At 67.4% G+C, this 25444-nt stretch carries 17 protein-coding genes; 2 read left to right on the forward strand and 15 right to left on the reverse strand.

Annotated elements, in window-relative coordinates; all coding sequences use genetic code 11:
* Positions 1-155 precede the first annotated feature (155 nt).
* Together galA and AC1DW0_RS20670 are read left to right on the forward strand one after the other, a co-directional pair.
* A complete protein-coding gene (galA, locus tag AC1DW0_RS20665; RefSeq protein WP_477947675.1) occupies positions 156-2990 on the forward strand; it encodes a beta-galactosidase GalA in 2835 nt (944 codons plus the stop codon).
* Complete coding sequence (locus AC1DW0_RS20670) at positions 2954-4849, forward strand: glycoside hydrolase family 9 protein (protein ID WP_477947677.1); 1896 nt, start codon at positions 2954-2956, stop codon at positions 4847-4849. The genes galA and AC1DW0_RS20670 overlap by 37 nt, the downstream gene beginning before the upstream one ends.
* 183 nt (positions 4850-5032) lie before the next feature.
* On the opposite strand, the gene AC1DW0_RS20675 is transcribed toward AC1DW0_RS20670, so the two are convergent.
* The 15 genes from AC1DW0_RS20675 to aceF all read right to left on the reverse strand — a co-directional run bounded on the left by AC1DW0_RS20675 (position 5033) and on the right by aceF (position 25442).
* Positions 5033-6406: a sigma-54-dependent transcriptional regulator gene (locus tag AC1DW0_RS20675; protein WP_056201505.1), complete on the reverse strand. Its 1374-nt coding sequence runs from the start codon at positions 6404-6406 to the stop codon at positions 5033-5035.
* A complete protein-coding gene (locus tag AC1DW0_RS20680; RefSeq protein ID WP_477947679.1) occupies positions 6403-8199 on the reverse strand; it encodes a sensor histidine kinase in 1797 nt (598 codons plus the stop codon). The genes AC1DW0_RS20675 and AC1DW0_RS20680 overlap by 4 nt, the downstream gene beginning before the upstream one ends.
* Positions 8200-8255: 56 nt before the next feature.
* The gene (locus AC1DW0_RS20685; protein ID WP_477947681.1) at positions 8256-9260 is read right to left on the reverse strand and encodes a cytochrome d ubiquinol oxidase subunit II; all 1005 of its coding nucleotides are present in this window, start codon (positions 9258-9260) and stop codon (positions 8256-8258) included.
* Positions 9257-10666 carry a cytochrome ubiquinol oxidase subunit I gene (locus AC1DW0_RS20690; protein ID WP_477947683.1) on the reverse strand — a complete coding sequence of 470 codons (1410 nt, stop codon included), beginning with the start codon at positions 10664-10666 and terminating at the stop codon, positions 9257-9259. The genes AC1DW0_RS20685 and AC1DW0_RS20690 overlap by 4 nt, the downstream gene beginning before the upstream one ends.
* Positions 10667-10689: 23 nt before the next feature.
* Positions 10690-11388 (reverse strand): DUF6781 family protein, encoded by a 699-nt coding sequence (locus AC1DW0_RS20695; protein ID WP_477947685.1) that lies wholly within the window; start codon positions 11386-11388, stop codon positions 10690-10692.
* Positions 11389-11398: 10 nt separating this feature from the next.
* On the reverse strand, positions 11399-12145 hold the full coding sequence (phbB, locus tag AC1DW0_RS20700) for an acetoacetyl-CoA reductase (RefSeq protein WP_477947687.1): 747 nt from the start codon (positions 12143-12145) through the stop codon (positions 11399-11401).
* A gap of 34 nt (positions 12146-12179) precedes the next feature.
* The gene (locus AC1DW0_RS20705) at positions 12180-13361 is read right to left on the reverse strand and encodes an acetyl-CoA C-acetyltransferase (RefSeq protein ID WP_477947689.1); all 1182 of its coding nucleotides are present in this window, start codon (positions 13359-13361) and stop codon (positions 12180-12182) included.
* 35 nt (positions 13362-13396) lie between these two features.
* Entirely contained in the window at positions 13397-15025 is a 1629-nt protein-coding gene (gene phaC, locus AC1DW0_RS20710) for a class I poly(R)-hydroxyalkanoic acid synthase (RefSeq protein ID WP_477947691.1), read from the reverse strand.
* 239 nt (positions 15026-15264) lie between these two features.
* On the reverse strand, positions 15265-16587 hold the full coding sequence (locus tag AC1DW0_RS20715; protein ID WP_477947693.1) for an NAD(P)/FAD-dependent oxidoreductase: 1323 nt from the start codon (positions 16585-16587) through the stop codon (positions 15265-15267).
* 36 nt (positions 16588-16623) lie between these two features.
* Complete coding sequence (locus AC1DW0_RS20720) at positions 16624-17970, reverse strand: dicarboxylate/amino acid:cation symporter (RefSeq protein ID WP_477947695.1); 1347 nt, start codon at positions 17968-17970, stop codon at positions 16624-16626.
* Positions 17971-18023: 53 nt separating this feature from the next.
* Complete coding sequence (gene lipA / locus AC1DW0_RS20725) at positions 18024-18956, reverse strand: lipoyl synthase (RefSeq protein WP_477947697.1); 933 nt, start codon at positions 18954-18956, stop codon at positions 18024-18026.
* An 8-nt stretch (positions 18957-18964) separates the two neighbouring features.
* A complete protein-coding gene (locus AC1DW0_RS20730) occupies positions 18965-21262 on the reverse strand; it encodes an NADP-dependent malic enzyme (protein ID WP_477947699.1) in 2298 nt (765 codons plus the stop codon).
* A 36-nt stretch (positions 21263-21298) separates the two neighbouring features.
* Positions 21299-22087, reverse strand: coding sequence for an alpha/beta fold hydrolase (locus AC1DW0_RS20735; protein WP_477947700.1), 789 nt, complete (start codon positions 22085-22087; stop codon positions 21299-21301).
* The gene (gene lpdA / locus AC1DW0_RS20740; RefSeq protein WP_477947702.1) at positions 22088-23842 is read right to left on the reverse strand and encodes a dihydrolipoyl dehydrogenase; all 1755 of its coding nucleotides are present in this window, start codon (positions 23840-23842) and stop codon (positions 22088-22090) included.
* 16 nt (positions 23843-23858) lie between these two features.
* A complete protein-coding gene (aceF, locus tag AC1DW0_RS20745) occupies positions 23859-25442 on the reverse strand; it encodes a dihydrolipoyllysine-residue acetyltransferase (RefSeq protein ID WP_477947704.1) in 1584 nt (527 codons plus the stop codon).
* Positions 25443-25444 lie beyond the last annotated feature (2 nt).

The raw sequence follows: 25444 nt of genomic DNA on the forward strand, positions 1-25444 counted from the left end.
CGAGTCGGCCAGGCACACGTTGACCTGGTTTGGTCGCGCGATCTCCAACGGGATCGCGCGACGCATTTTTTCCTTTGACAAATCAAGCGCCTGGCTCGGACAGCCGCAGCAGCGCTTGCCTTGAATCAGCAGTTCGATCGACGGGAAACCAAGTTATGTCACGCGCGCCGCGCATCCTTCATTGGCTCAGCCTCATGCTCTTCGCGGCGCTCACGCTCGCGACCGCTACTGCGCAGGCCGCCGGCCGCGAACGCCTGTCACTCGACAGCGGCTGGCTTTTCCATCGCGGCGACGTGCCAATGCCCGTGGTCAAGGGCCACGGCATGAGCTATCACAACGGCAAGGCCAACGGCGCCTGGGGTGCAGCCGCCGCCGATTTCGACGACTCCGGCTGGCGGCGCCTGGACCTGCCGCATGACTGGGCCGTCGAGAACCCCTTCGACCGCAACGAGAACGCCTCGCAGGGCTATCGCCAGCGCGGCATCGGCTGGTACCGGCGCTATCTGCCGCTGCCCGAATCCGACCGCGGCCGCCACATCGAGCTGCAGTTCGACGCGGTCGCCACGCACAGCACGGTCTGGGTCAACGGCATCGTCGTCGACCGCAACTGGTCGGGCTACAACGGCCGCAGCATCGACATCACGCCCTATGTCCGTTACGGCGCCGATGCCAACACCATCGCCGTGCGCGTGGACGCCGACGCACAGGAAGGCTGGTGGTACGAAGGCGCCGGCATCTACCGCCACACCTGGCTGGTCAAGCGCGACGCGCTGCACATCGCCACCGACGGCCTGCATGCCAACCCGGTCCAGCGCAACGGTCGCTGGAGCCTTCCGGTCGAAGTGACGCTGCAGAGCAGCGCCAAGGCCGAGCGCAGCGGCACCATCGACGTGGTCGTGATCGATCCGTCGGGCCGCGAAGTGGCCAAGGGCAGCGCCCGAGCGCGGGTTGCCGCGCTCGAATCGGCCGTCGCCCACATCAAGCTCGACGTGCGCGAGCCCAAGCTGTGGTCGCTTGCGCAGCCCCACGTCTACCGTGTGCGCGCGACGCTGCGCGACGGCGCGAACGAACTCGACCGCACCGAAACGCAGACCGGCTTCCGGTCCATCCGCTTCGACGCGGACCGCGGCTTCTTCCTCAACGACCAATCGGTCAAGCTGCAGGGCGTCTGCGTCCACCAGGATCACGCCGGCGTCGGTGTCGCCGTGCCCGAAGCCATCTGGGAGTTCCGGCTGCGCCGCCTCAAGGAGATGGGTACCAACGCGATCCGCTTCTCGCACAACGCGCCGGCGGCCGAGGTGCTGGACATCGCCGACCGCCTGGGCCTGCTCGTCATGGACGAGAACCGCCACTTCAACCCCTCGCCCGACTACCTGAAGCAGCTGACGTGGATGGTGCGGCGCGACCGCAATCATCCGAGCGTGATCCTGTGGTCCATCTTCAACGAGGAGCCGCTGCAGAGCACCGAGCCCGGCTATGAGATGGCGCGCCGCATGGTTTCCGAGATCAAGAAGCTTGACCCGACGCGGCCAGTGACGGGCGCCATGCACGGCGGCCTGTTCACCGACCTGAACGCCGCGGATGCGCTCGACGTCGTCGGCGTGAACTACCAGATCGGCGCCTACGACCCGTATCACAAGAAGCACCCGAAGCGCCCGATGACGAGCACCGAGGACACCGCGGCCTACATGACGCGTGGCGAGTTCGCCAGCGACCGCGCCGGCCAGGTGTTCGGCAGCTACGACGACGAACCCTCGTCCTGGGGCAACACGCACCGCCAGGCCTGGCGCGCCATCGGCGAGCGGCCCTTCATTGCCGGCAGCTTCATCTGGACCGGCATCGACTACCGCGGCGAACCCACGCCCTACGAGTGGCCCAGCGTCAGCTCCTTCTTCGGCGCGATGGACCTGGCCGGCTTCGCCAAGACGGCGTTCTGGATCCACCAGGCTCAGTGGGTCAAGGATCGCCCGGTCGTCAAGCTGGTGCCGCACTGGAACCGGGCCGGCCGTGAAGGCCAGGCCGTGCAAGTGATGGTCGCCAGCAACGCGCCGCGCGTGCGCCTGCTGCTCAACGGCACGGCCGTCGGCGAGCAGGATGTGGATCCCTACGAAATGGCTCACTTCAAGGTGGCCTATGCGCCGGGACGCATCGAGGCCGTGGCCCTGCAAGACGGCAAGGAGATCGCACGCGATGCGGTTGAGACCAGCGGAGCGCCCACCCGCCTCGTGCTGACGCCGGACCGCAAGGCGCTGATCGGCGACGGGCTGGATGCCATGCCGGTGACGGTCAGCGTCGTCGACGCCCAAGGGCGACCAGTGCCGACGGCGAACGCCCACGTGCGCTTCGAGATCGATGGCCAGGCCAGCATCATTGGCGTCGGCAACGGCGACCCGAACTCCCACGAGCCCGACAAGGCCAGCGAGCGCAGCTTGTTCAACGGCCTGGCGCAACTCATCGTGCAGGGCCGGCGCGACAGCCGCGGTGAGCTGAAGTTGCGTGCCTTCGCCGAGGGCCTGCAGGCCGCCGAAGTCGTGCTGGCACTGCAGCCCGCCGCAGCGCCGCCGAGCGTGCCGACCGCCGAGCCGACGACGCCGCTGCTGGGCTGGCGCGTCTCGCCGGCCTACGCCACCCGGCCCGACCCCAACGTCGTGCTGGCCGAGACCGACATGAACTCATGGGGTTGGGACGAGCCGCCGATGCGCCATGACGCTGGGGCGAAATCCTTCCGTCTGTACCGCAGCAGCGTGTCGGTGCGTGCGGATCGCAACGACGGCCGCGCGCAACTGGGCTTCGGCAGCATTGCCGGCAAGGCCGAGGTCTGGGTGGACGGCGTCAAGCTGGGCGAGAAGAACACCGCTGAGCCGGCACAATTTGCCGTGACCCTGCCCCAGGGCGGGCCGCGCCGCCAGGTGACCGTGCTGGTCGAAGCGGCGCCGGGCCAGCCCTCGGGCCTGTGGGGTCGCGTGGTGCTCGAGCCAGGGGTACGCTGAACCGGCGCCGCCCGCTCACCCTCGGTCATTTCCGATGGCCGCGTTCCGGGCGGGCGTGGCGTCGCCGACCACATCGAACGGGAATTCCTGCCTTGAACGTGAACCTTCGCGCGCCGCTGGCGCTCTGCCTGGCCTGCATCCTGAGCCTTGCCGCTTGCAGCACGCCGTCGCACAGCCCCATCGCGCAGCCGCAACTGTCTGTTGAGATCGACACCCAGGCCATACAGCTGAACCAGGTGGGCTATCTGCCCGCGAGCGCGAAATGGGCAGTGCTGCGCGACGTGCCCGCCAGCAGCTTTGCGCTGGTCGACGCAGTGACTGGACAAGAAGTCTGGCGCGGCCCGCTGCGCAGCGCGCAACGCTGGGAGGCGGCGCAGGAGGTGCTGCACCTGGCCGACTTCTCTGCCTGGCGTCAGCCCGGCCGATACCGGCTGAAGGTTGCAGGGCTTGCGCCTTCTGCTCCTTTCGTCATCGCGGCAGACGCCTATGTGGCGCTCAATGCCGCCGCGCTCAAGTTCTTCTACTACAACCGCGCCAGCATCGCGCTCGACCCTGTCCACGCAGGTGTCTGGGCGAGGCCCGCAGGTCATCCGGACGACCGCGTGCTCGTGCATGCGTCAGCCGCTGGCCCAGGCAGGCCGGAGGGCACCGTCTTCTCCGCGCCAAAGGGTTGGTATGACGCCGGCGACTACAACAAGTACATCGTCAACTCCGGCATCACCGTCTACACGCTGCTGGCGGCCTATGAACATTTCCCGGCCTTCTTCGATGCGCAGCGCCTGAACATCCCGGAGAGCGGCAACGGCCTGCCGGACGTCCTCGACGAAGCACTGTGGAACCTGGAGTGGATGCTGTCGATGCAGGACCCAGTCGATGGCGGCGTCTATCACAAGCTCACCGACAAAGGCTTCGACGGCATCGTGATGCCCCATGAGGCCCGGCACGATCGCTATGTCGTGATGAAGGCGACGGCGGCCACACTCGACTTCGCCGCCGTCATGGCGCAGGCCAGCCGCGTGTTCGCGGCGTTTGATACACAACGCCCGGGGTTGTCAGCGCGCATGATGACCGCCTCCAAGCGTGCCTGGGACTGGGCCAAGGCGCATCCCGACGTCATCTACCGCCAGCCGGCCGACATCCACACCGGCGGTTATGACGACAACCAGCTGACTGACGAATTTGCCTGGGCCGCCGCAGAGCTCTACATCAGCACACGCGAGGACGGCTATTGGCACGCGCTGAAGCAAGCCATGCCGCGCATCGAGATTCCGGGGTGGAGCAGCGTCGGCGCGCTGGCATGGGTAAGCCTCGCCCAGCATCGCGACCGACTGACCCCGGTGGCGGACCGCAAGCTCATCGAGGGCCAGATCCGGTCCTTGGCCACCGCGCTCGCCGAGCGTTGGGATCGATCGCCCTATCGCTTGGCCATGCAGACCGAGGACTTCATCTGGGGCAGCAATGCCGTGGCCCTGAACCAGGCCTTGATGCTCATTCAGGGATACCGCCTTGACAGTGACCGCCGCATGCTCGACGCCGCACAGTCGGCCCTTGACTTTGTCCTCGGGCGGCACCCCAGCGGATATGCCATGGTGACCGGCTTCGGAACGCGCTCGCCGCTGCATCCGCACCACCGTCCGTCCGGCGCGATGCCGCAACAGCCGCCGGTACCCGGCATGATCGTCGGCGGCCCGAACCCCGGCTCGGGCGACGATTGCCCCGGCGCCTATCCTTCCAAGGTGCCGGCCAAGGCCTACCTCGACGCCTTGTGCAGCTACACCACCAACGAGATCGCGATCAACTGGAACGCACCGCTGGTGTACGTATCAGCGGCCGTTCAAACGCTGACTCCCAAGCCATGAGTCACAAGCCGCGCATCGCACAAACGACAAACCCGGCTCAAGGCCGGGTCTGACGATTCGGATTGGTGGGCGGTGCAGGGTTCGAGCCTGCGACCCCTGCCGTGTGAAGGATGGGGTTTTTGATCTCATCACGAGTTCACCGAGCCCTGCTCATTTGCCTCGTCGCCGAAGTTCTCGCCAGCTTCAACGCCTGAACTCGTCGGCGGCAATGCCGAACTTGCGCAGCTTGTCGTACAGCGTCTGCCGGGCGATGCCGAGGGCCGCGGCGGTGGCTGGTTGGTCGCCCTTATGGCGCCGCAGTTCCTCGAGGATCACGGTGCGCTCGAAATGCTCGACCTGCTGCGGCAGTCCGTGCGCCAGCAGGCCGCCCTGCTCATCGACGCCACGGGCCTGGGTCAGTCGGGTGCCCAGCAGTCCCAGCACGAAACGGTCCGCCACGTTGCGCAGCTCGCGCACGTTGCCGGGCCAGGCGTAGGCCATCAGGTCAGCGAGCTGATCGCTGCTCAGCAGCGGTGCCGCACGCCCGTGGCGGCTGGCCGCCAGCAGGGTGAAATGCTCGAACAGCAGCGGAATGTCTTCACGCCGTTCGCGCAAGGGCGGCAGTTCGATGAAGGCGACGCCGATCCGGTAGTACAGGTCGGCCCTGAACTTCTGCTGCTCACTCAGGCGGACGAGGTCATCCTTGCTTGCGGCGACCACGCGGCAGTCGAAGGGGATGGCCTTGTTGGAGCCGATGCGCTCGATGCTGCGCTCCTGCAGCGCCCGCAGCAGCTTGATCTGCACGGCCATCGGCATGCTTTCAATCTCGTCGAGGAAGAGCGTGCCGCCGTGCGCATACTCGAACTTGCCCACCCGCACGCGGTTCGCGCTGGTGAAGGCGCCAGCCTCATGGCCGAACAGCTCACTCTCGGCCAGCGCCTCGGGCAGGCCGCCGCAGTTCAAGGGCACGAAATGATGGCGCCGGCGCTCGCTGTGGTCGTGCAGGCAGCGCGCGACGAGTTCCTTGCCGGTGCCGGTTTCGCCGTAGATCAGCACGTCAGCGGATGTTTCCGCTAAAGCCATGACCGTGCGGCGGACTTGCTGCATCTGGGTTGATCGGCCAATCAGCACCGACTGGATGCCATGCCAGTTTTCCAGCGCATCGTGCAGCGCCCGCACCTGCAGGCTCAGCTGGCGCTGCTCCACCGCATGGCGAACGATGGCGATCAGTCGCTCGGAGTTGAAGGGCTTTTCGATGAAGTCGTAGGCGCCCTCGCGCATGGCCTTCACCGCCATGGCGATATGGCCATGGCCGGTCACGAGGATCACGGGCAGCTCGGGGTCGATGCGGCGGATATCCGGCAGCCAGTCGGTGCCGCTCAAGCCGGGCAGGCGCACGTCGCAGACCACGATGACCGGCGCGTCAAAGCTGACCTGGCTGCGCGCTCGCTCTGCGCTGGCGAAGACCTCGACGTCGAAGCCGGCCAGGTTGAGCGCCTGGGCGGTGCTCATGCGGACGTCGTCGTCGTCCTCGACGAGCAGGACTCGAATGGCTGGGGCGGCGGTGGCTGTGTTCATTCCTGTGGCTGGGCGGTAGGCATGTCGAGTGTGAAACACGCGCCGCCATCGGCGCGGTTGTGGGCCCGGAGCGTGCCGCCGACGGACCGCGCCAGCTCGGCCGAAATGACCAGGCCCAACCCCAGGCCGGCGCCGGCGGGCTTGCTGGTCACGAAAGGCTCGAACAGGCGCGGCAGGATGTCGGCACGGATGCCTGGGCCGGTGTCGGCGACGGTGAGGATCACGCGTTCCTCCTGCAGCCGGGCGTGCACCTGCAGCAGGCGCCGGGGCGCGCCCCGCATTGCATCGATGGCATTGCGCATCAGGTTGCTGAGCAGGCTGCCCATCGCGGCCTCGTCGGCCAGCACTTCCAGCCCGGGCGGCTGCACATCGGCCTCGAAGTGGATGTCCAGCGCCTGCAACTCGGCGCCAAGGCCGGCCTGCGAATCGGCAATACAGCGCGCCAGCGGCAGCATGGTGCGCGGCAGATCACTCTTGTAGGCGAAAGTCTTGAGCTGCGTGGTCAGTCGCGCCAGGCGGTCCACCATGCCGGTGATGCGTTGCAGATTGCCGCGCACGTCGTCCGGGCGGCCCTGGTCCAGCAACACGCAGGCGCTGTCCGACAGCGTGCGCAGCGCCGTCAGCGGCTGGTTCAGCTCATGCGCCATGCCGGCCGACATCTGGCCCAACGCCACCATCTTGCCGGCGTGGACCAGCTCGCTCTGCGCGGCCCGCAGCTGTGCCGTGCGCGCCACCACGGTCGACTCCAGACTGTCATGGGCCGCCTGCAGCGCGGCCTGGCTGGCCAGCTTGTGGCGCACGGCACGGCGGCGCTGCCACAGCGTCACGGCCACCAGAAGGAGCACGGCCACGCCCAAGCTGGCGGTCATGGCGGCGTAGCGCGCGGCGGCATGCAGCGGCGCCAGATCGTCAAGCGCCACCAGGCGCCAATGGCTGCGCTGAAGTGGGCGCGTCGACGCCAGATGCACCACGCCGTCGAGCGCCACGAGCTGCGTGTCATTCGAGGGCGCCTGCAGCGACACCCAGTCCAAGGGCTGCATCGCAGCGGAGCCGTAAGGCCGCGAGCGCTGCACCTCGGCAAGCTGGCCGGCATCCAGCGGCGCCAGCGGGCGGTAGCGGAGGTCGTCGCGCGTGGACAGGATCACGACGCCGCGCTCGTCGATCAGCAGCACTTCGCCAGGCAGCTGGCGCCAGGCCTTCACCGCCTCCTCGATATTGACCTTGACGGCCACCACGCCCTGCACCTCCGTACCGCTGCGCAGCGCGTACGACATGTAGTAGCCGGGCTTGCCGCTGGTGATGCCAACGCCGTAGAAGCGGCCCCGGCCGTGCTGGATCGCCTCGCCGACATAGGGCCGGAACGACAGGTCCTGCCCGATGGTGGTGCCCGGCTGATCCCAGTCCGAGGCCGCCAGCGAGACGCCGCTCGCATCAAGCACGTAGAGCATCTCCGCGCCCGTCGTCGCCATGACGCCGTTCAGGTAGCGATTTGCGGCTTCCCGGTGCGCCGCCTTTGACGGGCTCTCCAGCAGCGCCGGCACCACCGGGTTGGTCTCAAGCAGGGCGGGCAGATAGTCGAAGCGCGCCAGGTCGGCTTCGAGCCCGGTGGCGAACATGTCCAGCCGATGCGCTGTCGCCTCGCTCAGCCGCGACAGGCCGGTCCGCAGCGCCACCTCGTGGCCTGCATAGGCAGCAGCCGCGACCAGCAAAAGTGCGGCGCCCCAGCGCGGCAGGCCGCTCCAGCGGCGCCTGGCGGCGGTGTCGGAGCGCAGGACCGGATCGCGTGGAGTCATCTGCCGTGTATCGCACAAGGCCGGGTTCCACGCATCAGCAGCAGCACGATGCTGGCTCATGCGTAGGTCAATTCACCCGCCTTGCCACGGAACACGCGGTAGGAGAACACTGTGTAGCCAATGATCGCCGGCACCGAGATGCACACGCCAACCAGGATCACCTTCAGCGCCTCCGGGCTGCTGGCCGCCTGCCAGAGCGTCAGCTGATCCAGCACGACGTAGGGGTAGATGCTGTAGGCCAGGCCCAGGAAGCCGAGTACGAACACCAGCACCAGCAGCGCGAACGGCAGCCAGCACAGGGGCCCGCGCACCTGGGGCGTCTTCAGCAGTGCCAGCACGGCGAGCAGGCTGACGCCGGTCATCATCGGGATGGCCAGCAGCGCAATGATCTCGGGCAGCGCGAACCAGCGCTCGCGCACGGTGGGGCTGACCCAGGGCGTGGCCATCGAGATCAGCACCAGCCCGCCAACCATGGGCGCCCAGGCAATGCGGGCCCAGGCGACCGCGCGCAGCTGCAGCTCGCCCTCGGTCTTCATGATCAGCCAGGCCGCGCCCATCAGCACATAGGCCATCGGCAGCGCGATGGCGATGGCGCCGGCGAACAGCGGGTAGTTCCAACCCTCGCCGAAGCCGCTGACATAGCGGCCCAGCATCCAGCCCTGGGCCACCGAAGCCAAGGTCGAGCCGGCAAAGAACAGGCGGTCCCAGGTGCGCTTGTGCGTGTCCTTGGCCTTGACGCGAAAGTCGAAGGCCACGCCGCGCAGGGTCAGGCCCACCAGCATCAGCGTCACCGGCAGGTAGAGCTCGCCCAGCACCAGGCCGTGGGCCTTGGGGAAGGCGATGAGCAAGATACCCACGCCCAGCACCAGCCAGGTTTCGTTCGCGTCCCAGAAGGGGCCGATGGACGCCACCATGACGTCCTTCTCGGCGTCGGTGGCGCGGTGCATCAACATGCCCACGCCGAGGTCGTAGCCGTCGCTGACGACATAGATCAGCATGGACACGCCCATCAGCACCATGAAGACGATGGGCAGGGCGGCGTCGAAGCTCATCCAGTTCATGCCGCGCCTCCTTGCACAACCGGGGAGGTGATGGCGCCGGCCGGCGTCACCGCTTGCTCGGCCGCGTCCATCGCCAGCACTTCCTCGGGCTTCTCGGCCATGTACTTCAGCACCGTCACGTAGGCCACGATCAGCGCCAGGTACAGCGCGACGTAGAGCACCAGCGTCGCCCCGACCATGGCCGACGGCACCTTGGACACCACGTCGGCGGTGCGCACCAGGCCGTAGACGATGAAGGGCTGGCGGCCGATCTCGGTGACATACCAGCCGGCCAGCGTCGCGACCCAGCCGGAGAAGGTCATGCCGGCAAACAGCCACAGCAGGGCGCGCGGCAGCGCCCTCGCCTGCCAGCCAACCCGCCGGCCCAGCCACCAACCCAGCCAGCTGGTCGCGAGCATCAGAAGGCCGATGCCGACCATGACTCGGAAGGCGAAGAACAGCGGCAGCGGCGGCGGGTGCGCATCGCCAAAGCTGTTCAGGCCCTTGATCTCGCCGTCCAGGTCATGGGTGAGGATGAAGCTGGCCACCCGCGGCAGGCCGACCTCGAAATGGTTGCTGCGCGTGGCCGCGTCGGGAATGGCGAACAGCAGCAGCGGCACGCCGCGCTCGGTCTCCCAGACACCTTCCATCGCGGCGATCTTGGCCGGCTGGTGATGCAGGGTGTTCAGGCCATGCATGTCGCCGACGAAGATCTGCACTGGCACCAGCAGCGCGGCCAGCGTGATGCCCACGCGCAGCACCCGCGGCGCCGAGCGCTGCGCCACGCCGCGCAGCAGCTGCCAGGCCGACAGGCCGGTCAGCAGGAAGGCGCAGGTCAGCGCCGAGGCCAGCACCATGTGGCTGAAGCGATAGGGGAAGGAGGGGTTGAAGACGACCTCCAGCCAGCTCTTGACGTGATAGGCGCCATCGCGAATCTCGTAGCCGGTTGGCGTCTGCATCCATGAGTTCAGCGCCAGGATCCAGAAGGCCGACAAGGTGGTGCCGAAGGCAACGAAAAAGGTCGACATCAGATGCACCTTCTCGCTGACCTTACCGTGGCCAAACAGCATGATGCCGAGGAAGCCGGCCTCCAGAAAGAACGCCGTCAGCACCTCGTAGCCCAGCAGCGGGCCGGCGATGTTGCCGACCCGCTCCATGAAGCCGGGCCAGTTGGTGCCGAACTGGAAGCTCATCGTGATGCCGCTGACCACGCCCAGCGCAAAGGTCAGCGCAAACACCTTGGTCCAGAAGCGGTAGGCGTCCAGCCAACCGCGGGCCAGCGCGGCATCTCGGCCGTGCCGCGTCTTCAGCCAGCGCCAGCGGAAGAACAGCAGCAACCAGCCCATGCCGATGCTGATTGTGGGGAACAGGATATGGAAGCTGATGTTGGCCGCGAACTGCATGCGGGCCAGCGTCAGTGCATCCATCGTTGCTCCCCTTTATCAGCGGGTCAGGACTTGCGCGACCGGGTCGGCGCCGGGGCCGGGGCCGAGCCGCCCTGTTGCAGCGCATCGGACATGCCGATCAACACCCCGCTGACCAGCGTCGTGTAGCTGTCCAGCATCGCCTGCGACGCTTTCAGGCCCAACGCCCGGCCATCGCGCAGGCCTTGCTGCGCCTGGTCCATCAGCTGCTCAAGCGTCGCGCTGGCCTGCGTGCCCGTACCGGTGGCCTTGCCCTGCATGCCCTTGAGCACATTCGCCCACGGCCCTTCGGGAATGGCGGCAGCGCCCGCGCCTGCCGAGGCCTTGCGCACGGCTGAGAACAGCGCGTCCTCCATCTTGTCGATGTCCGCCAGGGCCTTCTTGACCTGGGTTTCGCCGAGGCTGACGCCCTGGTCGACCATCTGCTGCAAGGCCTTGCGATTGGCCTGTACGGCCTGCTCCAGCGCGGCGTCCATGCCGGAAAAGGCCTTGCCGAGCAGGCCCTCGACGGCAGACGCGTCGAGCGGACTGTTGGCCGCACCGGTGGACGCCGCCTTGGCCACCGTGTTGAGCACCTGCTTGATGTTGGCCAGGCTCAGCTCGCGGCCCTGCAAGGCCTTCAAGGTGCCGTCGTAGACCGCCTTGCGCAGGGCTTCGCCCTGCTTGGCCGTCGCCTGCGAGAACTGGTTGATCAGCGCGTCCTGATCGATGCCGTGTTTGATCATGGTGCTACCCTCATTGCATGTGTTGACCGCCATTGATGGCGATATTGGCCCCAGTGACGAAGGCGGCCTCCTCGGATGCCAGGTAGATGATCAAACCGGCCACCTCCTCGGGCTTGCCCAGGCGCCCGACCGGGATGTGCGGCAGGATCTTGCTGTCCAGCACCTCCTTCGGAATCGCCGTGACCATCTTGGTGCCGATGTAGCCGGGCGAGATGGTGTTGACGGTGACGCCCTTCTTGGCCACCTCCAGCGCCAGCGCCTTGGTGAAGCCATGCACGCCGGCTTTGGCGGCCGAGTAGTTGGTCTGGCCGAAGGCGCCCTTGGAGCCGTTCACCGACGACACATTGATGACGCGGCCCCAGCCTCGCTCGGCCATGGCGTCGACCACCTGCTTGCTCATGTTGAACAGGCTGTCGAGGTTGGTGCGCAGCACGGCGTCCCAGTTGACCTTGTCCATCTTCTTGAAAGTCATGTCGCGCGTGATGCCGGCGTTGTTGACCAGCACGTCGACGGCGCCCAACTTGGCCTGCACTTGGGCCACCGCGTCGCCGCAGGAGTCGAAGTCCGCCACGTCGCAGGGCACGGCCAGGATGTCGTAGCCCCGCTCCTTCATCTGCGCCAGCCATTCGGCATGGGTCTTGTTGCCCGGTGAGTAGGTCACCGCGACCTTGTAGCCGGCGTCGACCATCTTGACGGAAATCGTCTCGCCGAGGCCGCCCATGCCGCCCGTGACGAGCACTACACGTTGTTGAGTCATCGTTTGTCTCCAGTCTGTTGTTGGGAAAGTCGTTTTACGCGAGTTCGACGGCCAGCGCCACGCCCATGCCGCCGCCGATACACAGCGAGGCCAGGCCCTTGGCCGCGCCGCGACGGCGCATCTCGTGCAGCAGCGTCACGAGGATGCGGCAGCCCGACGCACCGATGGGGTGGCCGATGGCGATGGCGCCGCCGTTGACGTTGATCTTGCTGGTGTCCCAGCCCATCTCCTGGTTGACCGCGCAGGCCTGGGCCGCGAAGGCCTCGTTGATTTCCATCAGGTCCAGGTCTTGCGCGTTCCAGCCGGCCTTCTGCAGGCACAGGCGTGAGGCCGGCACGGGGCCCATGCCCATGATGGTGGGGTCCAGGCCGGCGCTGGCATAGCCGCGAATCACGGCCATCGGCTTCAGGCCTAACGAGGCAGCGCGTGCAGCGGACATCACCAGCACGGCGGCGGCGCCGTCGTTCAGGCCGGAGGCGTTGCCGGCGGTCACCGAGCCGGCTTTGTCGAAGGCCGGGCGCAGGCCGGCCAGGGCATCGGCGCTGGTCTTGCGGTTGACGAACTCGTCGGCCGCAAACACGATGGCGTCGCCCTTCTTCTGCGCAATGCTGAAGGGCAGGATTTCATCGTTGAAGCGCCCCGCCTCCTGGGCCGCCGCGGCCTTCTGCTGCGAGGCTAGCGCCAGGGCGTCCTGCATCTCGCGGCTGATGCCGTACTTCTTGGCCACGTTCTCGGCCGTCGTGCCCATGTGGTACTGGTTGTAGACGTCCCAGAGGCCGTCGACGATCATCGTGTCGACCAGCTTCCAGTCGCCCATGCGCTGGCCGTCGCGCGAACCGGGCAGCACGTGCGGGGCGGCGCTCATGTTCTCTTGGCCGCCGGCGATGACGATCTCGGCGTCACCGCAGCGGATGGCCTGGGCCGCCAGCATCACCGCCTTCAGCCCGGAGCCACAGACCTTGTTGATCGTCATGCCCGGCACCGACACCGGCAGGCCAGCCTTGATGACCGTCTGGCGCGCCGGGTTCTGCCCCGAACCGGCGGTGAGCACCTGGCCCAGGATGACTTCGGACACCGCATCGCCAGGCACGCCGGCTTTTTCCAGCAGGCCTTTGACGACATGCGCACCCAGGTCCGGCGCTGCCGTCTTGGCGAGGGTGCCGCCGAATTTGCCCACCGCTGTTCGCTGTGCGGCCACGATCACGATATCGGTCATGTCTGTCTCCTTCGGGTTGAAAAGATCTGCTTGAATCATTCGGCGCGGGCTTTCACATAGCGCCCCGGTGCCGCTTCGATGACCGGGAAGGCAGCGTTGCCCGGCTTGCGCGGCGCGGCAAGCTGCGGCCCCGCATGGCTGGCCAGCCAGTCGTTCCAGGCCGGCCACCAACTGCCCTCGACCTGCTCAGCCTCGGCCTGCCAGGCCGAGGCCGTGTCCGCCACCTCGCCTACCCAGTGGTGGCGCTTGCGCTTGGCCGGCGGGTTGATGACACCGGCGATATGGCCGCTGGCGCCGAGCACGAAGCGCGTCTCGCCGCCCAGCAGTGCGGTGCTGGCATAGGCCGTCTGCCAGGGCACGATGTGGTCCTCTTTCGAGGCGTAGATGAAGGCCGGCACATCGATGGACGACAGGTCGACCGGCACACCGCACTGCACCGTGCCGCCGGGCTCGCGCAGGCGGTTCTCCAGATAGGTCTGACGCAGGTACCAGCAGTACATCGGGCCAGGCAGGTTGGTGTCGTCGCCGTTCCAAAACAGCAGGTCGAAGGCAGCCGGCGCCTTGCCCTTGAGGTAGCTGTTCACCACATAGGGCCAGATCAGGTCGTTAGCCCGCAGGGCCGCAAACACCTGGGCCAGCTCGCGCCCGTGCAGCAGGCCACCCTGGCCGATTTCTGCCTCGCGTCTGGCCACCATCGCCTCATCGACCATCAGGCCCAGCTCGCCGGTGTCGCTGAAGTCCAGCATCGTCGTCAGCAGCGTCACGCTGGCCGCCGGCTGCTCGCCGCGCTGCGCCGCCACCGCCAGCGCGCTGGCCAGCAGAGTGCCGCCAACGCAGAAGCCCAGCGTGTTGACTTGGGTCGCGCGGCTGATGCGCTGCGCCACCGACGCAGCCTGAAGCACGCCCTGCTCGACGTAATCGTCCCAACCGAGGCCGCCCTGCTCGGCGCCGACGTTGCGCCAAGACACCAGGAACACCGTGTGGCCCTGCGCCACCGCATAGGCCACCAGCGAGTTCTCCGGCTGCAGGTCGAGGATGTAGAACTTGTTGATGCAGGGCGGCACGATCAGCAACGGGCGCCGATACACCTGGGGCGTCCTCGGCGCGTACTGGATCAGCTGCATCAGCTCGTTCTCGTAGACCACGCTGCCCGGCGTCGTGGCCAGATCACGGCCGACCTCGAAGGCCTGGTCGTCGGACATCGAGATGCGGCCCTTGCCCATGTCGGCCAGGAACAGCCGTGCGCCTTCCACCAGGCTGGCGCCGCCGCTGTCCAGCGCACCTTGCAGCGCCTCGGGGTTGGTGGCCAGGAAGTTGGCAGGGCTCATCGCGTCGAGCACCTGGCGCAGCGCAAAGCCCCATTGGGCCTTGCTGCGCTCGTCCAGCGGCGCCGCAGCCAGCGCCTTGTCCACCGAGCTGGTGAACTGCAGATAGCTCTGCGCCAGCGGCGCGAAGCGTGGGTCCTTCTGCCAGGCCTCGGCACCAAAGCGGCGGTCGACGGCAGTCTCGGGAGCAAAGGCGGCAGTCCAGAACGCCCCCATCTGGGCCACGTTCTGCTGCCAGGTCTGGATCACTGATGCCGCCGCGGGCCAGAGGGTGGCTTGCGTGCGCAGCAGGTCGTCCAGCCATTGGCCGGCATCGGGCTTCGGTGCGGGAGTGTTCATGAAACCTAGGTCCGGCAGTTGGGCGCGCCCGAGGGGCTGGCGAGGCGAGCCGGTGGCAAGGCGCGACGACGCAGTGGGCTCGTGCCCACAACGAGGAGCAACGCGGCCAGCGGATCGAAGCGCCAGACCAGCGGGCGTGCAGCGTTCGTCACCGAAGTGGTGAACGTTGCGGAAGGCTCACGTTGTTGACGCATCGAGACTTTCGTTAAGTAGTAAGCGGTCAACTGCCGGACCTAGGTTTAGTGCAGCTTCACATGCGGTTCGGTGCGCCTTGTGATCAGGCGAGCCAGGGTGTCCAGGGCCATCTTGGCGAAGCCGTGCAACGCCAGTTCATGCATCTTGTAGAGCGACACATACATCAGCCGGGCGAAGGCGCCTTCGATCATCAGGCTGCCGCCGATCAGTCCGCCCATCATGTTGCCCACGGTGCTGAATTCGCCCAGCGAGACGAGGGAGCCGAAGTCGCGGTAACGGTAGGGCTGCAGCGGCTGGCCGGCCAGGCGGCGCTTGATCTGCTTGGCCACATGCGAGGCCTGCTGGTGCGCGGCCTGGGCGCGCGGCGGCACCCAGCCGCCCTTGCCGCCATTGGCCTCGGGCCAGGCGCAGGCCGCGCAGTCGCCGATGACGAAGATGTCGGCATCGCGCGTGGTCTGCAGGGTCGGCTCGACGAGCAGCTGGTTGCTGCGCGTCGTCTCCAGCCCGGCAATGTCCTTGAGGAAGTCCGCCGCCTTCACACCCGCGGCCCAGACCACCAGCTCGGCCGGCAGCACGCGGCCGTCGGCCAGGCGCACGCCGGTAGGCAGCACTGCGGCGACCTTGGCCGAGGTGTGCACCAGCACGCCGAGCTTGGCGAGCAGCGCCTCGGTCGCCTGCGACAGGCGCGGCGGCAGCGCCGGCAGCACGCGCTCGGCCGCCTCGATGAGGTTGACCTGGATGTCCTTGTCCGCATCCACCCGGTCCAGCCCGTAGGCGACCACCTCCCGCGTCGTGCGATGCAGCTCGGCCGCCAGCTCCACGCCGGTCGCCCCCGCGCCGATGATGGCCACATGCAGCTGCTCGGGCCGCAGCGGCGTGGCCTGGGCATGGGCGCGGATGCAGGCATTCACCATGCGCGCATGGAAGCGCTGCGCGTCGGCCTTGGACTCCAGCTTCAGCGCGTGTTCGCCCACGCCGGGCGTGCCGAAGTCGTTGCTCAGGCTGCCCAACGCCAGCACCAGCGTGTCGTAGCCGAACACGCGGTCGGGCGTGACCTCCCTGCCCTCGTCATCGCAGTAGGGTGCCACGTGGACTTCGCGCCGCTGGCGGTCCAGCCCGGTCATCTCGCCGATGCGGAAACGGAAGTGGTGCCAGTGCGCCTGCGCCAGGTAGTCCACCTCATGGGCGCTGAGGTCCATGCTGCCGGAGGCGATCTCGTGCAGCTTGGGCTTCCAGACATGGGTGCGGTTCTTGTCGATCAGCGTGACCTCCGCCCTGCCCCGCTTGCCCAGGGTGTCGCCCAGCCGCGTGGCCAATTCAAGCCCGCCCGCACCGCCACCGACGATGACGATTCGATGCAGGGGCATGGACGGGTTCATGGGGATCACCGCAAAGTGGCTCAGTTATGAACGCACCGGCTGGACGGGCATGTGCGCCTCGGACGTGTCCAGCACGGCCTCGGGTTCTTCGGCTTCGGCAGTGCTCTCGTTGTTCAGCAGCCGCTGCATGCGCGGCACGTCCAGGTCATTGGTCCATTTCGCCACGACCACGGTGGCCACGCCGTTGCCGATCAGGTTGGTCAGCGCGCGGGCTTCGGACATGAAGCGGTCGATGCCCAGGATCAGCGCCAGGCCGGCCACCGGCACGTGGCCCACTGCCGACAGCGTGGCCGCCAGCACGATGAAGCCGCTGCCCGTCACGCCGGCCGCACCCTTGGAGGTGAGCAGCAGCACCAGCAGCAGCGTGAGCTGCTGCGTCAGCGTCATCGGCGTGTTGGTTGCCTGAGCAATGAAGACAGCAGCCATCGTCAGGTAGATCGATGTGCCGTCCAGGTTGAACGAATAACCGGTGGGGATGACCAGCCCGACCACCGACTTCTTGGCGCCCAGGTTCTCCAGCTTGGCCATCATGCGCGGCAGCACCGATTCGCTGGACGAAGTGCCCAACACGATGAGCAGCTCTTCCTTGATGTACCTGATGAACTTCCAGATCGAGAAGCCATGCACCCGGGCAATGCCGCCGAGCACGATGAAGATGAAGAACAGGCAGGTGGCATAGAAGGTCGCCATCAGCTGGCCCAGCTGCAGCAGCGAGGACACGCCGTACTTGCCGATCGTGAAGGCCATCGCGCCGAATGCACCGATCGGGGCCACCTTCATGATGTAGCCGACGATGACGAACAGCACGTGCGAAGCCTTCTCGATGAAGTCGAACACCAGCGTGCCGCGGCCGCCGAACTTGTGCAGCGCGAAGCCGAACATCACGGCGAACAGCAGCACCTGCAGGATCTCGCCCTTGGCGAAGGCATCGACCACCGTGCTCGGGATTACGTTGAGCAGGAACTCGGTGGTGGTGGCCATCTTGCCCGGGCCGGTGTAGGCGGCGATGCCCTTGGTGTCCAGCGTGGTGACATCGATGTTCATGCCGGTGCCGGGCTGCACGATGTTGATGATCACCAGGCCCACCACCAACGCGATGCTGCTGACGACCTCGAAGTACAGCAGTGCCAGGCCGCCGGTCTTGCCAACCTTCTTCATGTCCTCCATGCCGGCGATGCCGACCACCACGGTGCAGAAGATGATGGGCGCGATGATCATCTTGATCAGCTTGATGAAGCCGTCGCCCAGCGGCTTCATGGCCGCTCCCGTCTCCGGGTAGAAATGGCCCAACAGCACGCCGATGACGATGGCGGTGATGACCTGGAAATAGAGCGAGCGGTAGAACGGCTTGGATACGGGTTGGTGGTCCACGTGTGTCTCCTGGTGATCTGTATTCGGGGGGCGGTGCTGCTGATGCCTGGGGCTCAGAGGCCGATGGCGTGCGCCTGCTCGTCGGCGTGGTAACTCGAACGCACCAGCGGCCCGCAGGCCGCGTGCACAAAGCCCAGCGCGCGCGCCTTGGCCGCCAGTGCCTCGAAGGCCTGCGGCTCCACGTAGCGCTGCACGACCAGGTTGCCGGCCCTGGGCTGCAGGTACTGCCCCACGGTGAGCATGTCGACGCCGTGCTCGCGCAGGTCTTGCATGACGGCCGTCACTTCCTGATCGGTTTCGCCCAGACCCAGCATCAGGCCGGACTTGGTCGGCACCTGCGGGCAGCGCTCTTTGAACGACTGCAGCAGCCGCAGCGAATGGCCATAGTCGGCACCCGGCCGGGCCTGGCGGTACAGGCGCGGCACGGTCTCGAGGTTGTGGTTCATCACGTCCGGCGGGTCGGCGGCGAGGATGTCCAGCGCAATCGTCGCCCGGCCACGGAAGTCCGGCGTCAGCACTTCGATGCGGGTCGCGGGCGACTGGCTCCGCACGGCGCGGATGCAGGCGGCGAAATGCGCGGCACCGCCGTCGCGCAGGTCGTCGCGATCGACGCTGGTGATGACGACGTACTTCAAGCCGAGCGCCGCCACCGTGTCGGCCAGGCGTTCGGGCTCCAGCGGGTCCGGCGGCAGGGGCTGGCCATGGGCGACATCACAGAACGGGCAGCGCCGCGTGCACAAGGCGCCCAGCACCATGAAGGTGGCCGTGCGCTTGCCGAAGCACTCGCCGATGTTGGGGCAGGCGGCCTCTTCGCAGACCGTGTGCAGGCCGCCCTCGCGCAACACGCGCTTGACCTCGCGGAAGTTCTCGACCTGCGACAGCCGCACGCGTATCCACGGCGGCTTGGCCAGCGCGGGCGTGGCCTCGACGTGAATGGGGATGCGCGCCGTCTTGGCCGTGCCGCGCTGGATGACGGGCTCGTTCATGCCCGTCTTCAGTCGATGCTGCGGGCGCTGACCCGCTGCGCCGCGGCGACATCCGCCACCGCCAGCGCCGTCATGTTGACGATGCGGCGCACCGTGGCAGAGGGCGTCAGGATGTGCACCGGCTGCGCGGCACCCAGCAGGATGCCGCCCACGGTGATGCCGTTGCCCGCCGCGATGCGCAAGAGGTTGTAGGAGATGTTGGCCGCATCGACGTTGGGCATCACCAGCACATTGGCCTCGGTGTCCAGGCCCGACTCGGGGAACTCCTGGTCCAGGATGGTCTTGGACAGGGCGGCGTCGCCGCGCATCTCGCCTTCCACGGCGAGGCCAGGGTCACGCGCCTTGATCAGGCCCAGCGCGGTGCGCATCTTCAGCGCCGACGGCGCGTCGGAGCCACCAAAGCTGGAATGCGACAGCAGGGCCACGCTCGGCGTCACGCCAAAGCGGCGCACGGCCTCGGCGGCCATCAGCGCGATCTCGGCCACCTGCTCGGCGCTGGGGTCGCGGTTGACATGGGTGTCGCAGATGAAGAGCTGGCGCCCGGGCAGCATCAGCATCTGCATCGCAGCCAGCGTCTGCGTGCCTGCGTGCAGGCCGATCACCGTGCGCACATGCCGCAGGTGATCGCCGTAGTTGCCGAAGGTGCCGCACAGCATCGCGTCGGCCCGGCCCTGGCGCACCAGCATCGACGCCAGCAGCGTGCCGCGGCTGCGCATGTCGGCCCGCGCCGCCGCGCGCGACACGCCGTCGCGACGGCGCAGCTGGAAGTAGTCGTCCGCCGCGTCGCCATAGACCGCCGGGTCGAGCTGGTTGATCAGCTCACAGTCGGTGCCGGGTAACAGCCGCAGGCCGAACTCGGCGATGCGCTGGCGGATCACCTCGGGCCGCCCGAGCAGCAGCGGCCGCGCCAGGCCTTCGTCCACCACCACCTGGGCGGCGCGCAAGACGCGCTCGTCCTCGCCCTCGGCGTAGACCACCCGCTTGGGCGAGCGCTTCGCAGCGGCGAACAGCGGCTGCATGCTGCTGCCCGACTGGTAGACGAACTGCGACATGCGCTGGCGATAGGCCGGCATGTCCGCAATCGGCCGGCTGGCCACGCCGCTGTCCATCGCCGCCTGAGCCACCGCGGGCGCCACCACCTCGATCAGGCGCGGGTCAAAGGGCTTGGGGATCAGGTAATCACGCCCGAAGCGCAGGCCGACCGCGCCATAGGCTGCCGCCACCACCTCGGGAATCTCGGCATGCGCCAGCTCGGCGATGGCGCGCACGGCGGCCAGCTTCATTTCCTCGTTGATCGTCGTGGCACCGGTGTCCAGCGCGCCGCGGAAGATGAAGGGGAAACACAGGACGTTGTTGACCTGGTTCGGGTAGTCAGACCTGCCGGTGCCGATGACGGCGTCGGGCCGCACGGCCAGCGCCTCCTCCGGCATGATCTCCGGCGTCGGGTTGGCCATCGCCAGGATGATGGGGTCGCGCGCCATCGTCTTGACCATCTCGGGCTTGAGCACGCCGCCCGCCGACAGGCCCAGGAAGATGTCGGCCCCGGGGATCACCTCGGCCAACGTGCGGGCGCCGGTGTCGCGCGCATAGCGGGCCTTGTTCGGGTCCATGCCTTCGGCGCGGCCCATGTAGACCAGGCCCTTGGCATCGCTGACGAAGATGTTCTCGATCTTCAGGCCCAGGCTGACCGCCAGGTCCAGGCAGGCCAGCGCCGCCGCACCGGCACCTGACGCCACCAGCTTGACCTCGCCGATGTTCTTGCCGACATGCTTGAGCGCATTCAGGATGGCTGCCGCCGCGACGATGGCCGTGCCGTGCTGGTCGTCGTGGAAGACCGGGATCTTCATGCGCTCGCGCAGCTTGGTCTCGATGTAGAAGCACTCGGGCGCCTTGATGTCCTCCAGGTTGATGCCGCCAAAGGTGGGCTCCATCCGCGCGATGGTGTCGATCAGCGCGTCGGGGTCGTTCTCGGCCAACTCGATGTCGAACACGTCGATACCGGCGAACTTCTTGAACAGGCAGCCCTTGCCTTCCATCACCGGCTTGCTCGCCAGCGGGCCGATATTGCCCAGGCCCAGCACCGCGGTGCCGTTGGTGATGACCGCGACGAGATTGCTGCGCGCCGTCAGGTTGCCGGCCTCCTGCGGGTCGTCGACGATGGCCATGCAGGCATCGGCCACGCCGGGTGAATAGGCCAGCGACAGATCGCGCGCGGTGGCCATCGCCTTGGTCGGCGTGACTGAGATCTTTCCCGGCGTCGGGTAGCGGTGGTAATCGAGCGCGGCCTCGCGCAGCTTGTCGGTCATGGCGGTCTCCTGTCGTTCTTTGCGAATGGCTTCAGTTCAGGCAACGGGCGCGGCCTCACGCAAGGCCTGCCGGACGCAGGCCAGCAAGGCGGCGGGCTGGTCGGCATGCACCCAGTGCCCGGCACCCTCGATGACCTGCACGTCGACACGCGGGAACATCGGCCGGAACGCGGCCCCGTCCAGTTGCACGACGTAGTCGGACTCGCGGCCCGCGATCACGGTCACCGGGCCTGCATAGCTCGCCCCCAGCAGCTCGCTCGGGAAACCGCACAGCTGCGGCATCGCGGCGCTGATGCCCATCAGGTTGATGCGCCAGTCGAAGTGGGCGTTGTGCATCACCAGGTTCTGCATCAGGAAGGGCACGACGCCGGGGTCGGACACTGCCTGCTGCAGTCGTCCCTGTACCTCGGCGCGGCTGGCTGCGGCCACCACGTCGGCGCCGCGCATGGCGTCGGCAAAGGGTGTCTGCTGGTCGGCATAGACGACCGGCGCAATGTCGACCACCAGCAGGCGGCCGACCCGCTGCGGATGCCGCAGCGCCAGGGCCATCGCCGTCTTGCCTCCCATGCTGTGGCCCATCACCGCAGGTGCCTTCAGGCCCAGGCGGTCGATCAGCTGCAGCACGTCGTTGGCCATCTCGACGTAACCCATCGCATCGGCCCACGGCGACGCACCGTGGTTGCGCAGGTCAACGCTGATGACGGTGTGCGTGGCTGCCAGCTGGCGGGCGATGCTGCGCCAGTTGCTGCTGGAGCCGAACAGCCCGTGCAGCACCAGCAGCGGCGGGCCGCTGCCGACAGTCTCGAAGGACAGAGCGAGTGCCATCTACTTCTTCTTCTGCGGCGGCAGGTCGGTGCAATGGCCCTCGAAGACCTCGGCCGCCATGCCGATGGACTCGCCCAGGGTCGGGTGCGGGTGGATGGTCTTGCCGACGTCGGCCGGCTCGCAGCCCATCTCGATGGCCAGGCAGACCTCGCTGATCAGGTCACCCGCATGGGTGCCGACGATGCCGCCGCCGACGATGCGGTGGGTGGCCTCGTCGAACAGCAGCTTGGTGAAGCCCTCGTCGCGGCCGTTGGCGATGGCGCGGCCCGAGGCCGCCCAGGGGAACACCGCCTTGCCGACCTTCAGCCCTTCAGCCTTGCACTGCTCCTCGGTCTTGCCGGCCCAGGCGACCTCGGGGTCGGTGTAGGCCACCGACGGAATCTGCCGCGCATCGAAGAAGGCCGGCTCGCCATGCGCGGCCTCGGCAGCCACATGCGCTTCGTGCACCGCCTTGTGCGCCAGCATCGGCTGGCCGACGATGTCGCCGATGGCGAAGATGTGCGGCACATTGGTCCGCATCTGCCTGTCGACGTCGATGAAGCCGCGGTCCGTGACCGCCACGCCGGCCTTGTCGGCGGCGATCTTCTTGCCGTTCGGGCTGCGGCCCACGGCCACCAGCACCAGGTCGTAGACCTGCGGCTCCTTCGGCGCCTTCTCACCCTCGAAGCTGACCTCGATGCCGGCCTTGACCACCTTGGCACCGACCGTCTTGGTCTTCAGCATCACGTTGTCGAAGCGCGGCGCGTTGAACTTCTCCCACACCTTGACCAGGTCGCGATCAGCGCCCTGCATCAGCCCGTCCAGCATCTCGACCACGTCGATGCGCGTGCCCAGCGTCGAATAGACGGTGGCCATCTCCAGGCCGATGATGCCGCCGCCGATCACCAGCATGCGCTTCGGGATGCCCTTGAGTAGCAGCGCGCCGGTCGAGTCGACGACGCGCTCGTCCTCCGGCATGAAGGGCAGCTTCACCGCCTGCGAGCCGGCGGCAATGATGGCCTTGGCGAACTTGACGACGGTCTTCTTGCCGTCGGCGGCCAGCACCTCGACGTGGTGCGGGTCGAGAAAGCTGCCGACGCCGGTGACGACCTCGACCTTGCGCGCCTTGGCCATGCCGGCCAGGCCGCCGGTGAGCTTCTTGACGACGCCGTCCTTGAAGCCGCGCAGCGCATCGATGTCGATCTCGGGCGCGGCGAACTTGATGCCGTGCTTGCCCAGTGACTGAACCTCGTCCATCACGCTGGCCGTGTGCAGCAGCGCCTTGGACGGGATGCAGCCGACATTCAGGCAGACACCGCCCAGCGTGGCATAGCGCTCGACTAGGACGGTCTTCATGCCGATGTCGGCGCTGCGGAAGGCAGCCGAGTAGCCACCAGGGCCGGCACCGAGCACGAGCACTTCGCACTCGACATCGGCCTTGCCGGCGAAGCTGCCGGCGGCAGGCGCCGTCGCCGATGCCTTGGGCGCAGGAGCTGGTGCAGCCGGGGCCGGAGCAGGCGCGCTTGCCACCGCTCCCGCCGCCTCGATGACCAGGATCACCGAGCCTTCGCTGACCTTATCGCCCAGCTTGACCTTCAGCTCCTTCACCGTGCCGGCGTGGGTGGACGGGATCTCCATCGAGGCCTTGTCGGACTCGACCATGATCAGTGCCGTCTCCACGGCGATCACCTCGCCGGGCTTGACCAGCAGCTCGATGATGGCGACGTCCTTGAAGTCCCCGATGTCGGGAACCTTGACTTCAAGCAATTGAGTCATCGGATTTCCCTTCAGTTCAGAACAGCACGCGCCGCAGATCGGCGAGCACGTTGGCGAAATGGACGTTGAAGCGTGCGGCCGCCGCGCCGTCAATGACGCGGTGGTCCCAGGACAACGACAGCGGCAGGGTCAGCCGCCAGCTGGCGTTCTTGCCGTCGCTGGAGTGCTGCTTCCAGTAGCTCTTGCAGACGCCCATGATGGCCACCTCGGGCGCATTGATGATGGGCGTGAAGTAGATGCCGCCGATGCCGCCCAACGAGCTGATCGTGAACGTGCCGCCCTGCATCTGGTCGGGCTTCAACTTGCCGTCGCGCGCCAGCTTGGCCAGCTCGCCCATCTCGGTGGCGATCTGCGGCACGGTCTTCTTGTCGACGTCGCGGATGACCGGCACCATCAGCCCGTTGGGCGTGTCGGCCGCGAAGCCGATGTGCCAGTAGTTCTTCATCACCAACGCGTCGCCGTCGAGGCTGGCGTTGAACTCGGGGAACTTCTTCAGTGCCGCGACCGCCGCCTTCATCATGAAGGGCAGCATGCTGATCTTGACGCCGCTCTTCTCCAGCTCCTTGTTCATCTGCACGCGGAACTGCTCGAGGTCGGTGATGTCGGCCTCGTCATGCGTGGTGACATGCGGGATGACGACCCAGTTGCGGTGCAGGTTGGCGCCCGAGATCTTCTTGATGCGCGACATCTCCTTGCGCTCGACCGGGCCGAACTTGGCGAAATCGACCTTGGGCCAGGGCAGCAGGTCCAGGCCGCCGCCCGCAGCGGCCGGCGCTGACTTGGCCGGCGCCGAGGGTGCTGCCGGCGCGCCACCCTTGGCGAAGGCTTCGACGTCTTCGCGCAGGATGCGGCCATGGTCACCGCTGCCTTTCACATGGCCTAGGTTTACACCCAGCTCGCGTGCCAGTTTGCGCACGGCCGGGCCGGCATAGGCCAACGCGAAGGCGGTTTCGTCGACGCCTGCGCCAGTGCTTGCGGATGCCGCAGCGGGCGTAGCGGCAGCACTGGTTGCCGCCGCGACGGCCGCAGCAGCTGGCGGCGCTGCGGTGGCCTCGCCGGTGGACAGCGACAGGATCACCGAGCCTTCACTGACCTTGTCGCCGACCTGGATCCTGATAGCCGTGACCACGCCAGATAGCGGCGCCGGCACGTCCATCGTCGCCTTGTCGGACTCCAGCGAAACCAGCGGGTCCTCGGCCTTCACCGTGTCGCCGACCTTCACGAAGATCTCGATGACCGGCACGTCCTTGAAGTCGCCGATGTCGGGCACGCGCACCTCGGCCACACCGGCCGGTGCGCTGATGGCGGACGGCGGCGCGACGACGCTGGGCTTCGCCGGCTCTGCCGTTGCAGCAGCACCCTCGGCCTCGAAGACCATGATCACGCTGCCTTCGCCGACCTTGTCGCCGACCTGCACACGGATGGCCTGCACCTTGCCCCCACGCGGCGCCGGCACGTCCATAGTCGCCTTGTCGGACTCCAGCGAAAGCAGCGGGTCCTCGGCCTTCACCACATCGCCGACCTTGACGAAGATTTCTATCACCGGCACGTCGGCGAAGTCGCCGATGTCCGGCACCTTGATGTCGATTGTTTGGCTCATCG

This window comes from Roseateles sp. P4_D2 (genome assembly GCF_056401875.1).

What these genes read in the sequence shown, in the direction of transcription:
- AC1DW0_RS20690 (WP_477947683.1), bottom strand. Translation starts at nt 10,666, where the DNA reads ATGGATGCACTGACGCTGGCCCGCATGCAGTTCGCGGCCAACATCAGC.
- lipA (WP_477947697.1), bottom strand. Translation starts at nt 18,956, where the DNA reads ATGAACGAGCCCGTCATCCAGCGCGGCACGGCCAAGACGGCGCGCATC.
- AC1DW0_RS20680 (WP_477947679.1), bottom strand. Translation starts at nt 8,199, where the DNA reads ATGACTCCACGCGATCCGGTCCTGCGCTCCGACACCGCCGCCAGGCGC.
- AC1DW0_RS20735 (WP_477947700.1), bottom strand. Translation starts at nt 22,087, where the DNA reads ATGGCACTCGCTCTGTCCTTCGAGACTGTCGGCAGCGGCCCGCCGCTG.
- AC1DW0_RS20675 (WP_056201505.1), bottom strand. Translation starts at nt 6,406, where the DNA reads ATGAACACAGCCACCGCCGCCCCAGCCATTCGAGTCCTGCTCGTCGAG.
- AC1DW0_RS20705 (WP_477947689.1), bottom strand. Translation starts at nt 13,361, where the DNA reads ATGACCGATATCGTGATCGTGGCCGCACAGCGAACAGCGGTGGGCAAA.
- AC1DW0_RS20715 (WP_477947693.1), bottom strand. Translation starts at nt 16,587, where the DNA reads ATGCCCCTGCATCGAATCGTCATCGTCGGTGGCGGTGCGGGCGGGCTT.
- phaC (WP_477947691.1), bottom strand. Translation starts at nt 15,025, where the DNA reads ATGAACACTCCCGCACCGAAGCCCGATGCCGGCCAATGGCTGGACGAC.
- AC1DW0_RS20730 (WP_477947699.1), bottom strand. Translation starts at nt 21,262, where the DNA reads ATGACCGACAAGCTGCGCGAGGCCGCGCTCGATTACCACCGCTACCCG.
- AC1DW0_RS20695 (WP_477947685.1), bottom strand. Translation starts at nt 11,388, where the DNA reads ATGATCAAACACGGCATCGATCAGGACGCGCTGATCAACCAGTTCTCG.
- galA (WP_477947675.1), top strand. Translation starts at nt 156, where the DNA reads ATGTCACGCGCGCCGCGCATCCTTCATTGGCTCAGCCTCATGCTCTTC.
- lpdA (WP_477947702.1), bottom strand. Translation starts at nt 23,842, where the DNA reads ATGACTCAATTGCTTGAAGTCAAGGTTCCCGACATCGGGGACTTCAAG.
- AC1DW0_RS20685 (WP_477947681.1), bottom strand. Translation starts at nt 9,260, where the DNA reads ATGAACTGGATGAGCTTCGACGCCGCCCTGCCCATCGTCTTCATGGTG.
- aceF (WP_477947704.1), bottom strand. Translation starts at nt 25,442, where the DNA reads ATGAGCCAAACAATCGACATCAAGGTGCCGGACATCGGCGACTTCGCC.
- phbB (WP_477947687.1), bottom strand. Translation starts at nt 12,145, where the DNA reads ATGACTCAACAACGTGTAGTGCTCGTCACGGGCGGCATGGGCGGCCTC.